We start from the raw sequence: 14,094 nt of genomic DNA, 5'->3' as shown, positions 1-14,094 counted from the left end.
CGGATGGCGCGCGGCCGGCCAGGAGCCCCCCACGGACGCCGCTGCGAGGTCCGCCTTCCGGAGGGTTGCTGCCGGCGGTGCGCGAAGATGCTGGAATGGGGTTGCGCTTGAGCCCAGCCTTGGGTAGGTTCGGGGCCCTCGCGAAACCCCGCGAGAATGCGCCACTAGCTCAGCTGGATAGAGCGTCGGCCTCCGGAGCCGAAGGCCAGTGGTTCGAATCCACTGTGGCGCGCAGGGTTTTCAGATTTCATACGCCGCTGCTGTTCGCCTGGTTCGCGGCGTCGGTGACGTGTGCATCGCTGGCGCTGTCGCGAGCCGGCTCGACCGTTGCACTGGCGGGTTCGAGGGCAGACGACGCGCTCGTGAGCATGCACTGCGTTCCGAGGTGATGCAGTGGCAGAGGCGTACTCCATCCGCGAGGTCTCTCCTGTCTGGCGGACTGGAGAGGAGCCCATGGGCACCAAGCGCAAGTTCTGGTGTCACGCCGATGACCACCGTCGCTACCTCTTCAAGTACGCCCGCGCCAGTACTGGGGAAGACTGGGCGGAAAAAATCGCCGCCGAGGTCGCGGGCGCCCTCGGCGTTCCACATGCGGAGGTGGATCTCGCCGTCTACGAGGGGCAACCCGGGACGCTTACGCTTGCCATCACCGACGACGAGCATGCTCTAGCGCATGGGAACGAACTGTTGCAGGAGCGCCGTCCGGAGTACCCCGTGCACGCTGCCTAGCGCGTCCGAGCACACCGTTACCTTGTGCTCGACGCGCTCAGCCAGAGCTTCATTCGTGCACCCGAAGGTACAGCTTCGGCCGATCTCGCGACGGCAGTGGATTGGTTCCTCGGCTACCTCATGCTCGACGCGTTGATCGGCAACACCGATCGGCATCACGAGAACTGGGCCGTGCTCGTGCGCGTCGGACAGGCAGAGCGCTATGCGGCACTCGCGCCCAGCTCTGACCACGCATCGAGCTTGGGCCGGGAGCTCAAGGACGAAGAGCGGCGCGCACGCCTCGAAGGCCGGGACCGGCGGCGCTCCGTCGATGCGTATTGCAAGAAGGCGCGCTCGGCCCTTTACCGGAACGCCCAGGATCCAGCGCCAATGAGCCCGCTCGATGCCTTCGCGGAGGCGATGCGGCACGCGCAGCTGGCCGGCAGGCACTGGCTCGAGCGACTCGGCGCAACCGATCATGCTACGGTATCCTCCATCGTGGACCGCATCCCTGCCCATCGAATCAGCGAGCCGGCTCGCCAGCTCGCCCTTGCGGTGATGTCGACCAACCGCCGCGCGTTGCCCTCACTGCTGGAAACGCATCCATGACGGCCGGCCGAACCCTCTTCGTCACATGGTACGACTCGAACCATAGCGCGATCATTCCGGTCGCCCGGCTCGTTCATCACGGCGGGACGGACGGCGATCTCTACGAATTCCAGTACATTCAGGGTGCGCTGGAGGCGATGGAGCGGGGCTTCCAGCCGTTCATTGCGTTCCCCGAACTTTACAAGGTCTATCGCAGCCCGTCGCTGTTCCCCTTCTTCTCAAATCGGGTGATGCCTTCGACCCGCCCGGATTACCTGGCGTATCTGCAAGTGCTGGGTCTTAACCCCGCGGAGGCGGACTCGGTCGAGATCCTGGCGCGGAGCGGGGGCAGGCGGGAGACGGATCGCATCGAAGTGGTACCTGCGCCGGAGCAGGACGAGACAGGCGGCTACACAACTCGCTTCCTCCTCCGCGGCGTCCGGTACATCCCAGGCGCAGAAGAACGCATCGCACGCCTCGTGTCCGGAGAACGGCTGTTCTGGATGCTCGATGCGCAGAACGAGGCGAACCCCAACGCCGTCGCGCTCCGCAGCGCAGACAAGTGCTTGCTAGGCTACATTCCAGACTACCTCGTGCCGGACATCGCGAAGCTCATCGACTACCGCGTGTCGATGGATGTGTTCGTCGATAGGGTGAACCTGCCGCCGGCGCCGCTGCACCATCGTGTGCTGGGTCGGCTCGAAGCGCGCTGGCCAGACGGGTTCGTCCCGTTTCAAGGCGAGCAGTTCCAACCGCTGAGCTCGCTCACCGCGCCGCCCACCCAGGCAGACCACGCGATCCAGTAATGCCCCCTGCGTCGTGCGGGTGTGCGCCCCCCGCGCGACGAGCCACGCTCCCCTCACCCCCTGGCGAAGACCATCTCCGTCGACGTGAACGGCCGCGGCGGCAGCGCCGCGCGGTCACGGAAACCGAACCGCGCGTAGAACGTGTGCGCGTCCTGGGTGCCCAGGTGGACGTGGCTCGCGCCGCGGACCGCGGGGTGCCCGAGCAGCAGCCGCACCACCGCCTCGCCCACGCCGCGGCCCCGCAACGAGGGCGCGACCATCACGTCGTACATCCACGCGCGCCTGCTCCCGTCGCTGATCGCCCGCGCCGTCGCCACGAGCCGGCCCGCCGCGTCGCGCGCGCCCACCCACGCCGACGAGCCAAGCAGCGCCCGCGCGATCGCCTCGCGCGACACGCCCTGGTTCCAGTAGCCGCCCTCCAGCAGATCGACGGCTGCCGCCACGTCGCGCGGGCCCAGCGCGCACGCGAGCACGCAGCCCGCCGGCGCCTGCAGGAACTCGGGCACCGGCGTGTCCAGGCAAGCGCCGCGGAGCAGCTCGATCGCCGCGGCATCGCCCGGTGCACCCCGCTCCCAGAGCTTCGTGAGGATGCGCGCCCGCTCCTCGGGCGTCCGGTTCTGCGCGAGCTTCGCCTTGCCGTCGAGCCGCGACAGCGGGACCGCGAGCACGAGGATCCCAGCGATGGCCTTGCGGTAGAGCGGGCTCGACGCGTCGAGCGGCGTGTACCCGCCCTCGGGCTGGTACTTCTGCATCAGCGCCTCCAGCACCTCGGCCTTGTGATCCGGATCGTCCACGCGCTCGATCACCCCGTGGACCTGCGCGCTCCGGTAGAGCGTCGTCGCCGGGCACGCCCGCTCCGGATCGGTGAAGTAGCTCGGGATCGACGCGACGACCTGCTCGCACGACACCACCGCGGGCCGGCCGACGGCCTCGGTCTTCTCGCCCACGGGCGCGCCGTGGAACGCGATCGCGCCCCGGACCACGACGCCGTGCACCGTCCTCAGCACCGGCTCGCCCTCGGCCGTCGTCGACGCCAGGTGGATCACCTCCGCGAGCCCGAGGAGCGCCTCGGCCTCCGCCCTCTCCATGCGAAAAATCTCCCTGCGCATGGACCGAGGTTGGCGCGCACCTGGTACTCTCGAAAGATCCGGTTCGCCGATTTCTGCTAGACCAGCTGGCATGCCCTGGGAGCTCGCCCTCGCGGTCGATCCCGCCGCACAGCAGCCGATCTTCCTTCAGATCGCGCGCGCCCTCGCCGACGACATCCGCCGCGGCCGGCTCCGCGCCGGCGCCGAGCTGCCGGGCAGCCGCGCGCTCGCGCGGTCCCTGTCGGTCCATCGCAACACCGTCCTCGCCGCGTACCGCGAGCTCGCCGCCGAGGGCTGGATCGAGGCCAGCGCCGCGCGCGGCACCTTCGTCTCGGCGGAGCTGCCGGCGCCGGCGCCCCGCGGCTTCGCCCGGCGCGCGGCCGCGCGGGCGGAGGTGCCGGCGCGGCTCGGCTTCGATCTCGGCGCGACCTCGCTCCGGCACGTGCCCATCATCCCGCCCGGCACGCTCCGCATGAGCGGCGGCCTCCCCGACATGCGCCTCGTCCCGACCGCGGCGCTCGCGCGCGCCTACCGCCGCGCGCTGCACGCCGGGTCGAAGCAGCTGCTCGACTACGCCGATCCGCGCGGCGACGAGCGCCTCCGCGCCGCCCTCGCCGCGATGCTCTCGGCGGTGCGCGGCCTCGCCGCAGGGCCGGAGTCGGTCCTCGTCACGCGCGGCAGCCAGATGGCGCTCGACCTCGTCGCCCGCGCCCTGATCGCGCCGGGCGACACGGTCGCCGTCGAGTCCTACGGTTACCGCCCCGCGTGGGAGGCGCTCCGCCTCGCCGGCGCGCGGCTCCTCCCGCTGCCGGTCGACGCCGCGGGCCTCTCCGTCGACGCGCTCTCGGAGCTCGCCGAGCGGGAGCGCCTGCGCGCCGTCTACGTCACCCCGCACCACCAGTACCCCACGACCGCGGTGCTCGCGCCCGGCAGGCGCATCGCGCTCCTCGAGCTCTGCCGCGCCCGCCGGATCGCGGTCCTCGAGGACGACTACGATCACGAGTTCCACTACGACGGCCGCCCGGTGCTGCCGCTCGCCAGCGCGGACACGGCCGGCGTCGTCGTCTACATCGGCACCCTGTCCAAGATCCTCGCCCCCGGGCTCCGGATCGGCTTCGTGGTCGCCCCCGGACCGCTGATCGAGCGCCTCTCCCTCCATCGCACCTTCGTCGACCGGCAGGGCGACCACGCCGTGGAGCGCGCCGTCGCCGAGCTCCTCGAGGACAGCGAGGTGCAGCGCCACGCGCAGCGCGCGCGCCGCGCCTACCGGGCGCGGCGCGATCTGCTCGTCGCGTCGCTGCGCGCGCGGCTCCCCGACGCGCTCGACTTCGCCGTGCCAGCCGGCGGTATGGCCCTGTGGGCCAAGGTGGACGCCGCGATCGACGCGGACGCCTGGGCCGAGCGCGCGCTCGCGCGGAAGGTGGCGTTCTCCGCGGGGCGGCGGTTCGCGTTCGACGGCAAGAAGCGCCCCTTCCTGCGGCTCGGGTTCGCGGCGCTGGACGAGCGGGAGATCAGCGATGCGGTGGAGAGGATGGTCGAGGCGGTGTGAGCGCCCAGGCGGGCGGACCAGCTGGGCGCCGCGGCAGTCCCGAAGGTGGACGCCGCGCCACGTGGAAGCGTGGAGGCGTCGACAAAACATCCCTATCTCCCTGTCTCTCCGGATACGCCTCCCCTATGCACCTCGGGCGAACCGAAGGGATACGACAGAACAGATGACGCCAGCAGCAGTGACCACGCTCGGGCTCGTCGCGGCGACCCTCACCACGATCTCCTTTCTTCCACAGGTGCTGCGCACCCTGCGCACGCGCGACACACGCTCGATCTCCGTCGGCATGTACGCGGCGTTCGTCACCGGCGTGGGCCTGTGGCTCGTTTACGGCCTGCTCACGCAGGACGTGCCCATCGTCGTCGCGAACGCGGTCACCCTCGTGCTCTCGGGCGCCGTGTTCCTCCTCAAGCTCCGATACGGCTGAACTCTCCTTCTCCCCCGCAGGCGCTGTCTCCGACAGACCTCGATCGTCCCGCGGCCCCGCCGCCGTCGAAGCGCGCTGCGCCCGCGGTGGATGGATGATGGATCCGACGCGGCGAAAGCCCCGCTGGCTTGACCTCGCTCGCCCTCCCTCTCACGATGCGAAGTAAGGGGGGATACAATGAATGGCGCGGTGCTCTACGACCTCGCGATGCGGCTGCCGCTCGCCGTCCTCATGCTCTATAACGCCCTGTTCGTCGGGCGCGATATCTATGCTCACCTGTTTCTCTGGAGCGGGCCCAGGGGGCTCACGTACGGGACGACGGTGGCCTCGCTCGTGGCCACCGAGGCCTACCTGCTGCTCGTCGCGGCGTTCACGCTCGTTCGCCTCCGCCCTGTACGCAAGCTGAGCGGCATCGTACCTCGCATCACCGCGCTCGCCGCCGGCCTGCTGCCGGCGAGCATCGCATGGCTGCCCAAGGCCCCGCCGATGCCCGGCCGTCAGGTGGTTGGCACGCTGTTCATCATCGGTGGAATGGCGCTCGCCGTGGTCAGCATCGGGTGGCTGGGCAAGTCGTTCAGCGTCATGCCCGAGGCGCGACGCCTCATCACGAGCGGCCCCTACCGGCTCGTGCGCCACCCGGTCTATCTCGCCACCCTGATCCAGGGGACGGGGATCGTCTTGATCTATCCGTCCATCGCCGCGGTCCTGATCTACACGGTCGAGATGATCCTGCAGGTCATCCGCATGGGATACGAGGAGCGCGTGCTGCGCGACACCTTTCCGGAATACGACGACTACGCGCGCCGGACGTCCGCGCGGCTCGTCCCCCGCCTCTATTGAGGAGGGCGCGCGTCCTCAATAGAGGCGGGCACGCGGCGCCATGGGACAGGATGCAACGCCTGTCGCAGGATGCCTCGCTCGTCCGGACGCGGCGCTCTTACCTGGACGGGTCGGCCACGCGGCCGACGAACAGGATCGCGCTCGTCGCGCGATCGCGGATGACGAAGAGGAACGGGCGATCGAAGCGGATGGTGGCGGGCTCGGGCGCCGACGTCTCGCTGATCACCACCGCCGTCGCCGCCGCTGCCTCGGTGCCCGCCTCGTTCACGGAGACGAACGCTTCGTGGAGCACATCGGTGATGAACAGGCCGCCCTGGCCGTCGATCCCCGAGAAATCCGCGCGATCGGAGAAGGCGGCGGGCATCCCCAGATCCTCGAGCGGCGGGGCGAGATCCAGGGTCGAGGCGATCTTGAACCGCGGCAGCGCCATCGTGACGCTCCGCGACCCGAGGGAGGCGAGGACGCCCTCCAGCCGCTCCCGATCGAGCCCCGCCTCGAAGCCCCCGAGCTCCGACGGCAGCACGAGCACCATCGACAGCTCGCCGCCGTCGTAGGGCAGCTCCAGCGCCTCGTAGCCGTCGCCCTCGCCATAACGGACCTGCGCGTGGTTGGTCATCATCGGAACGGACACCGTGGAGCCGTCCGCCAGCGTGAAGCTCCCCGGAGTCGTCTCCTCCTCCTCGAACGGAAACTGCCAGGCAGCGTTGAAGTAGATGGCGTTCGTCAGCACGAGCCGGGTCGAGGGCCCGAGGGCGCCTTCAGGCAGGATGTCCTTGATGCGGTCCTCGGTGCGCTCGGCCACCCAGCCATTGATGATCTTCCGCGCCTCGTCGGGCGCCTGGACGAAGTCGACGACGTGCAGCCCGGCCCCGTAGCTCTCCGCCAGCACGTCGAGGAACGACGGCACGAACGCGGAGCCGACCTGCCCCCAGATCGCGTTGGCCACGTGGAGCCGGAACCCCTTGCCGTCCTGCCCCTCGGCGCCCTCGCCGCGGCGCGCGAGCGCCAGATCGAGCGCGTTGAACGCCGGGTGGAGCCGCGCTTGCGGCAGCGTGAAGCGCAGCGCGCGCGCCATCTGCTCCGCCGTTTCCCCGCGCGCGCCGGCGGTTGTCATCGCCAGCGCGCTCGACACGCTGTACGGCGAACAGAAGAGGTTGCCCGGCGCGGCGCCGATCCGGCGGTAGAGCTCGAGCGCGAACGCCGTGTTGCCGAGGGCGAGCTCCCTGGCGTCGGCCTCCGGCACCCGAGGCGCGCGGGCCCGTTGCCTGTCCGAGGCGACGACGCAGCCCGCGGTGCCCGGATCGGCGCACCCGGACGGCGAGGGCCGCGGCTCCGGCTCGGCGCCGGCAGAGGAGCAACCGGCGCAGAGCAGGGAAAATGGCAACAGGACCACAGGGATCGGAGGCCTACGCATGCGCCCGGCGCAGCAGGGGGCGTGCCGGACCGCCCATGATAGGATGGCTCCCACCATGCGAAGAGCGCGAGATACAGCCCTCGGAGAGGCGCGGCGCCCGTGATCGTGCTCGTGATGGGCGTGAGCGGCGCCGGGAAGACGACGGTCGGGGCGCGCCTTGCGCGCGAGCTCGGATGGGAGCTCGTCGACGCCGACGACTTCCACCCCGCCGCCAACATCGAGAAGATGCGCGCCGGCAAGCCGCTCGACGATCGGGATCGCGCGCCGTGGATCGCGGCGCTCACCGCGCGCATCCGCCAGCTCCTCGGCGAGGGGCGCGGCGCCGTGATCGCCTGCTCGGCGCTCAAGGCGGCGCACCGCGCGCAGCTGCTCGTCGACCCCGCGCGGATGCGCCTCGTGCACCTGACCGGCGATCCAGCGCTGATCGCCGCGCGCCTCTCGGCGCGCAAGGATCACTTCATGCCCCCCGGCCTCCTGTCGACGCAGCTCGCCGCGCTGGAGCCGCCCGAGGACGCGATCCGCGTCGACGTCGGCGGCACCCCCGAGGAGATCGTCGCCGCCGTCCGCCGCGCGCTCGGCGTGTGAGCCGGACCCGCGCCGCGCCGTCTGCCGGCGCCGGGCGCTTTCCAGGCGATCTCTCCGGGAGAACCCGAGCGCCCCCGCGCGGTCAGCCCGGGTCCGGCAAGCGGGTCAGGAAGAGCGCGCCCTGGTCGCTGGAGAGGCGTTCGCCCCCGAGCGCCATCGTGCCCTGGAAGGACCCGGCCAGCATCGGGCTCTCCCACGGGTCCATCTCCAGCCCGGAGACGTGGACGTCCGCGCCGATGCGCCGGGTCCACTGCTCCTCTCCGCTGGAGCTGAGCCCGGCCGCCCACGCGCTGCACGACGCCGGCTCATCCGCCGACTCGCACAGCGCATCGCCGGCAAGCACCACGCGCTCGCCGCTCGCCGTGATGCGGCGGGGGCTCCGCGCGTCGAAGCGCTTCACCCAGATCACGCGGCCATCCGGGCCGATCTTGGCGACGAACGGCCGCGGGCCGCCCGGCAGATCGGGCTCGCCGAAGACGCCGCTGCCGGAGAGCAGCGCGGCGCCTTCTGGATCCACGGCGAGGTCGTACGCCTCCTCGAGCTGATCCGACGAGCCACGGAACCGCTTGTGCCACACGAGCTCTCCGTTCCGGTCCAGCTTGGTCACGAACGTCGCCGTGCCCCGCCCGTCCTGGCTCGCGAGGATCGCGTTCCCGTCGCGATCGACCTCAATGCCGATCTCGTCGCTGTCGGAGCCGCTCGGCGGCAGGCTGACCCACGCGAAGCGACCCGAGGCGTCGAGCCGGACGACGAAGGCGCCGATGGCCCGCCGCTCGATCCGCGCGCCGGCGACCTTCGCGGCCCCCTCCAGCCTGCCGAGCACGAGCGCGCCGCCGCGGCCATCGGCGGCGAGCGCCGTACCGCTCAGGATCGCGTCCTCCTCCGCGGAGATCTGCGCCGTCCAGCTCGCCGCGCCGCGCGGGCCGAGCTTCGCGAGGAACAGGTCCGCGCCCGAGGGCGACGCCGCCGTGAGCCGGTGGGCGCCGAAGCGGACCGTGCCGGAGAAATCGCCGAGCACGAGCGACTGACCCCCGCCGCTCGCGGCCACGTCGATGGCGCTCTGCGCCGTGCCGTCGCCGAACTGCTTGCTCCAGAGCGGAGCGCCGCACGCGTCGAGCTCGGCCACGAAGGCGTCCGTCGCGCCCGCGCTCCGCAGCCGGGTGCTGCCGAAGGTCAGCTCCCCTTCGAAGGAGCCGGCGAGCAGCGCGCGGCCGGCACCGTCGATCGTGAAGCCGCGCAGCGTCGCACCCTTGCCAGGATACTGCCGGCTGAACGATCTCTGCCGGCACGCCCGCTCGGCCCGCTCGCCGTCGCCGAGCCCGGCCGCGCCGGCCAACCGCCCGCCGGGTACGACCGCGGCACCCAGACACACGCCTCCGGGACCGACTGCCCCCATCTCGCACATCCCGGGAGGCGAGGCGTGCTCCGCGTTCGCCCGCGCCGCACCGCCGCTGTCGCCTCCCGGTTCGCCCTCCGCCACAATGTCCGCAGCCTCCGAGGACATACACCCGGCGCCACAGCAGATGGCGCCGCAGAGGGCGCTCCGTGCTCTCAAGACAGACCACATACTGCATCTCCTCTCCCGCCTCGACGCGGGCACACTGGAAACACTGCAGGATGCGGACCATGGCCCGCGCCTTTCAAGCTTCTCGCGAAGTTGAAAAATCCAAACTTTTCTCGCTGGATGCGGGCTCATCCGGGGCAGGAGGACGCGTTCGTTCAGCGCCGCTTCATGTCCTCTTCACACCGTCGCTCCCGGGCGCACCGGCCATTCGACCCCGGTCGCGCGCTCGATCGACTCACGCACTGGCAGGCGCCGTCGACAGAGATGGATAGGGCATCTCTCGCCCTGGACACCGCCTGTTCCGGATCCAGATCATCGATGGTCGAGATCTGGCCGAGTCGCTCGCCGCTGCCGTCGAGGCGCGAGCGACTGGCATCTTGAACGCCGCCTGGCCCGGCGAGGCGCAGGCGATGGGGAGGGTTGCTCGCGCGCAAGGCCCTGACGCCGGGCGGCCCTGACGCCGGGGCGGGCGTCGGGAGCCGCGAGCCGCGAGCCGCGGGCGGGGCGCTCGCGCGGACCCCGAGGCCGCCCTCCCCCGGCTCCCCCGGGTGGCCGGCGGCGCGCGCAGACCGGAAAGACGGGCGCCTACCACCGTAGCGCACCCACGCCCACTTAAGGTAGGATGCTGTCACACGACTCCGGCGGACGTATTCCCGCTGGAGGAGCCCGCGACCGCGGGCGCCGGCCGCTCCATGACCCCCTATCCATCTACGATCACGACGGAGCTCCCTGCGAGCGAAGGCGCGACTGCGCGGCCCCCCCGCGCCCGCCCCGCCCTCGCCGCCGGTGCCCCCCGCGATCGCCTCGGAGATGGCGATGAAGTTGCTCTGCAAGCCCGCTGACGAGCGCACCGCGCGTGCGCAGGTGCTGAAGGTCGACATCGACGCCTACGCCGCCCTCCCTGACGCGGAGCGGCGCGCGGTCCACCTCCGCCTCGGGCGCATGGCCGAGGCGCGATCGCAGCGCGAGCGCTCGGACGAGGCGCTCTTCGAGGCCGCGCACCACCTGAACCTCGGCGCGCCCTTGATCGTCGAGCCGCGCGAGCGGGCGGCGCTCGCCGCGATGAACCTCGCCGCGGGACGCAAGGCGAGGGAGCGGGGCGCGACCCCGGCGGCCGCCGATCTCTTCGAGGCCGGGATCGCGGCGCTGCCAGACGGGAGCTTCAAGCGAGACCACGAGATCGCCTTCTCGCTGCACGCGGAGGCGGCCGAGTGCGCGCACCTCGGCGGCCGGCTCGATCGCGCGGAGGCGCTGCTCGACGTGCTCGCGGCGGAGGCGCGCTCGGATCTCGAGCGGGCCAGGGCGCATGAGCTGCGCATCGCCGTGTACACAACCCAGGGCCGGCTCGACGAGGCGGTGGCGCTCGGAAAGACGGCCCTCGCGATGCTCGGCGTCCCCCTCCCCGAGGACGGGCCGGGGCGGAAGGCGGCGGCAGACGCCGAGCTCGCGGCCGCGCGCGCCGCGCTCGGCACGCGCCGGCTCAAGGATCTGCTCGACGAGCCCGAGGCGTCGGACGCCCGGACCCGCGCGGCGCTCCGGCTCCTCATGGCCCTCATGCTCCCCGCCGCGACGGTGAACCCGCCGCTCTGCACGTTCATCGCGGCCAGGCAGGTCAACCTGTCGCTGGAGCGCGGCCACGGCGGAGTTTCCCCGTACGGCTTCATGGCCTACGCCTGGGTCGCCGCGCGGGTGCTCCGCCGCTACGACGAGGCCTACGAGCTCGGCCAGCTCGCGCTCGAGATGAACGAGCGGTCCGGACAGCCCGAGCTCTCCTGCCGGCTGCGCGTCGTGCTCGGAGCCCACGTCAGCGTCTTCACCGATCACCTCCTTTCCAGCCTCGATCTCTTCCAGACTGCGCTCGAGGCGGGGCACAGGACGGGCGATCTCACCTACCTGTCCCAGGCGTGCGTCCACACCGCGCTCGTTCGATTCGGGCTCGGCGACGAGTGCGAGGCGGTGCGGGCCGAGGTCGACGGGTTCCTCTCGCTGGTGCGGCGCGCGCGGGAGGAGCTCGCCGCCCTCGCGCTGACCGGGGTGCGCCGCGCGCTCGACGACCTGATGGACGCGACGCGCGCCGGCGCGTCACGCCCGCCCAGCCACGGCGATCTCGACGACGCAGGGGATGAAGCGAAGCTCTCGGCGCCGGCGCACGGCGCCGCCGCGCGCGTCCACTACGCGCTGCGGCAGCAGATCTGCTTCCTCAACGAGGACCACGAGGGGGCGCTGCGGATGGGCTCGCTGGCCGAGGCAAGAATGCAGGGCGGCGTCGACGATCACCTCGCGACCGAGGTGTTCTTCTACACCTGCCTGACGCTGCTCTCGCCCGCGCTGGCGCGCGGCCGGCAGCTGACCACCGTCTCGGTGGCGAGCTACCGGGATCGGTTCTCGGAGTGGGCCGAGCGGTGCCCGGACAACTACCGTCACAAGCACCTCCTCCTCCGCGCGGAGTCCGCGCGCGCCGCCGGCGAGGAGCTCGCGGCGATGAAGCTCTACGATCAGGCGATCGAGTCGGCGAAGGTGAACGGTTTCGTCCGGGACGAGGCGCTCGCCAGCGAGCTCTGCGCGAAGTTCCACCTGGCGAGCGGCAGGGAGAGGATCGCCCACGTCTACATGGCCGACGCCCACGAGGGCTATCTGCGGTGGGGCGCGCAGGCCAAAGCGCGACAGCTGTCGCGAAAGTACCCGCACCTCGTGGCGCGCGCCGCGCTCGTCGGGCAGCAGAGCCGTCCGCCGGAGTCCGCGCTCCCGGCGAGCACGGAGCGCCCCACGTCGCTCGACGCGTTCGCCCTCCTCCGCGTCTCGCGCGCGATCTGCGGGGAGCTCGTCCTGGAGCGCCTCTTCGAGCGGCTCCTCCGGGCCCTGAGCGAGAGCGCGGGGGCGCAGCGCGCGGTGCTGCTCCTCGCGCGCGACGGCGCGCTGACCATCGAGGCCGAGCTCGACGGCGAACGCGGAGGGGTCCGCCTCGGACCTGCGACGCCGCTCGAGTCCACCGCCGATCTCGCCGCGAGCGTCGTCCAGCACGTCGCCCAGACACAGCAGCCGATCGCCCTCACCAGCGCGGCCATGGACGAGCGGTTCGCGGACGACCCTTACCTGCTCGAGGGCGGCCTTCGATCGATCCTGTGCCTCGCCATGACGCATCAGGGCCGCCTCACCGGCGTGCTCTACGCGGAGAACGGCGCGACCGCTGGCGCGTTCCGCGCCGGCCAGGTCGAGCTCTGCGGCCTCCTCGCATCGCAGGCGGCGGTGGCCGTGCACAACGCGTTGCGCCACCGCGACGCGCAGAGCACCTCGCGCGAGCTCCGTCGCTGCAACGAGGCCCTCGTCGACGAGGTCGCTCGCCTCACCGAGGAGCTCCGCGCGTGCAACCGCGACGCTAGCCCCACGAGCGAGCTTCGGCGCTGCAACGAGGCGCGCTAGCCCCGCTACAGCGAGGTACGTCCGGGGGGTCCATCCCACCCGACAGGATTCCTCGCCAGGAAGGGGAGAGCTTCAGCGAGGCTTCGCGGGGCGCCGTGGGCAAAGCTCACATCGCGGAGGGGACACCCCCTCTGGAAAATCCATGACGCCGGCACCAGAGGGGCCGCAAAACATGCATAGCGTGGGCGCGTCCGCGCGCCATGGCTCCGTCCGAGATGCGTGCAAGCGCGAAGGGGAACGCAGTCGTGCGAACAAGATACGCCGCAGCGCGAAAGACACGTGGCAGCGCGGTAGAGCGCGCGGCAGCAGCGCAGACGCCGTCCTGCACACAGCCCTCGAGGCCGGCGCTGACAGGCACATGTTCTGAAATCAAAATGCTCGGGACACCACGGGACGGTGGGAGGACACAAAGCACTTGCCGTCTCCCAGCCCACCCGTGATTCCCGAGCCTACAGCGCGGCGCAACTTCGTGCGCTACGGGCTCATCCGCGTCGTTCGGCTCGCTTCAGCGCACGTTCGCACGCCTAACGCGCTGGCCTGGCGGTCGAGCTAGCATCCCACGAACCTGCACATCGCGATAGAGCGCCGAACAAAGCCAGACCGAGCCATGCAGCCGCGATGGCGCATGGGGACGGGAGGTGATGAGTGGCGCTCCGCAGCCTATCCCCCGCCCGCCGTACCGCGGGCTCGGCGGGGGATGGCCGCTATCGACGCGCTCGTCTCAGGCGCCGCCCGCGCCGCCCGCGCCACCGGCGCCGCCCGCGCCGCCCGCGCCACCGGTGCCGCCGCCCTCGCCCGCGCCACCCTCGCCACCCGCGCCGCCGGTGCCGCCGCCCTCGCCCGCGCCACCCTCGCCGCCGGTGCCGCCGCCCTCACCCGCGCCACCCTCGCCGCCGGCGCCGCCTTCGCCGCCTTCGCCGCCCGTGCCCGACGCCGAGCTCGTCGTCGTCGAGGAGGATGTGGTGTTGGTCTCCCCGTCATCGCCGCATCCGGCGCCGATCATCATCATGGTCGCGCCTAGCAGCAGCGCGCTTGCAAAGATGCTCTTCGAAGCGTTCATGGTTCGTTCTCTCCGTTGGGTTGTCCCCCCCAAAGAATGACTCGGCAG

Annotated in this window: 12 protein-coding genes and 1 tRNA gene; 9 read left to right on the top strand and 4 right to left on the bottom strand. The window is 71.7% G+C overall.

Annotated features, from left to right (window positions below):
• The first annotated feature begins 158 nt into the window (after positions 1 to 158).
• The 4 genes from WME82_RS07185 (at position 159) to WME82_RS07170 (ending at position 2,102) form a co-directional block, all read left to right on the top strand.
• Positions 159 to 232: transfer RNA gene (locus tag WME82_RS07185), tRNA-Arg, on the top strand.
• Between the two features lie 221 nt (positions 233 to 453).
• Positions 454 to 729, top strand: a complete 276-nt coding sequence (locus WME82_RS07180; RefSeq protein ID WP_438042214.1) for a HipA family kinase — start codon at positions 454 to 456, stop codon at positions 727 to 729.
• Between the two features lie 24 nt (positions 730 to 753).
• A complete protein-coding gene (locus WME82_RS07175; RefSeq protein WP_438042213.1) occupies positions 754 to 1,317 on the top strand; it encodes a hypothetical protein in 564 nt (187 codons plus the stop codon).
• On the top strand, positions 1,314 to 2,102 hold the full coding sequence (locus tag WME82_RS07170) for an HIRAN domain-containing protein (protein ID WP_438042212.1): 789 nt from the start codon (positions 1,314 to 1,316) through the stop codon (positions 2,100 to 2,102). The genes WME82_RS07175 and WME82_RS07170 overlap by 4 nt, the downstream gene beginning before the upstream one ends.
• 53 nt (positions 2,103 to 2,155) lie before the next feature.
• On the opposite strand, the gene WME82_RS07165 is transcribed toward WME82_RS07170, so the two are convergent.
• A complete protein-coding gene (locus WME82_RS07165) occupies positions 2,156 to 3,190 on the bottom strand; it encodes a GNAT family N-acetyltransferase (protein WP_438042211.1) in 1,035 nt (344 codons plus the stop codon).
• A gap of 91 nt (positions 3,191 to 3,281) precedes the next feature.
• Here WME82_RS07165 and WME82_RS07160 point away from each other — a divergent pair, with 91 nt between their 5' ends.
• The 3 genes from WME82_RS07160 to WME82_RS07150 all read left to right on the top strand — a co-directional run bounded on the left by WME82_RS07160 (position 3,282) and on the right by WME82_RS07150 (position 6,003).
• Positions 3,282 to 4,739 (top strand): PLP-dependent aminotransferase family protein, encoded by a 1,458-nt coding sequence (locus tag WME82_RS07160; RefSeq protein ID WP_438042210.1) that lies wholly within the window; start codon positions 3,282 to 3,284, stop codon positions 4,737 to 4,739.
• 163 nt (positions 4,740 to 4,902) lie between these two features.
• Positions 4,903 to 5,163, top strand: a complete 261-nt coding sequence (locus tag WME82_RS07155; RefSeq protein ID WP_437744740.1) for a SemiSWEET transporter — start codon at positions 4,903 to 4,905, stop codon at positions 5,161 to 5,163.
• 177 nt (positions 5,164 to 5,340) lie between these two features.
• Positions 5,341 to 6,003, top strand: coding sequence for a methyltransferase family protein (locus WME82_RS07150; RefSeq protein ID WP_438042209.1), 663 nt, complete (start codon positions 5,341 to 5,343; stop codon positions 6,001 to 6,003).
• 97 nt (positions 6,004 to 6,100) lie between these two features.
• Here the strand turns inward: WME82_RS07150 and WME82_RS07145 are convergent, their stop codons facing one another.
• On the bottom strand, positions 6,101 to 7,417 hold the full coding sequence (locus WME82_RS07145; RefSeq protein ID WP_438042208.1) for a serpin family protein: 1,317 nt from the start codon (positions 7,415 to 7,417) through the stop codon (positions 6,101 to 6,103).
• A 99-nt stretch (positions 7,418 to 7,516) separates the two neighbouring features.
• Here WME82_RS07145 and WME82_RS07140 point away from each other — a divergent pair, with 99 nt between their 5' ends.
• Positions 7,517 to 8,002 carry a gluconokinase gene (locus WME82_RS07140; RefSeq protein ID WP_437744737.1) on the top strand — a complete coding sequence of 162 codons (486 nt, stop codon included), beginning with the start codon at positions 7,517 to 7,519 and terminating at the stop codon, positions 8,000 to 8,002.
• A gap of 82 nt (positions 8,003 to 8,084) precedes the next feature.
• Here WME82_RS07140 and WME82_RS07135 read toward each other — a convergent pair whose 3' ends face one another.
• Entirely contained in the window at positions 8,085 to 9,398 is a 1,314-nt protein-coding gene (locus WME82_RS07135; protein WP_438042207.1) for a hypothetical protein, read from the bottom strand.
• Between the two features lie 984 nt (positions 9,399 to 10,382).
• On the opposite strand from WME82_RS07135, the gene WME82_RS07130 reads away from it, so the two are divergent.
• Positions 10,383 to 12,986, top strand: coding sequence for a GAF domain-containing protein (locus WME82_RS07130; protein ID WP_438042206.1), 2,604 nt, complete (start codon positions 10,383 to 10,385; stop codon positions 12,984 to 12,986).
• Positions 12,987 to 13,707: 721 nt separating this feature from the next.
• On the opposite strand, the gene WME82_RS07125 is transcribed toward WME82_RS07130, so the two are convergent.
• The gene (locus tag WME82_RS07125; RefSeq protein WP_437744733.1) at positions 13,708 to 14,046 is read right to left on the bottom strand and encodes a hypothetical protein; all 339 of its coding nucleotides are present in this window, start codon (positions 14,044 to 14,046) and stop codon (positions 13,708 to 13,710) included.
• Positions 14,047 to 14,094: the final 48 nt, after the last annotated feature.

Origin of the sequence: Sorangium sp. So ce128 (assembly GCF_051525245.1) — a bacterium.
Taxonomy (GTDB): Bacteria; Myxococcota_A; Polyangia; order Polyangiales; family Polyangiaceae; genus Sorangium; species Sorangium cellulosum_B.
This window is presented reverse-complemented; position numbering and strand designations above follow the sequence as displayed.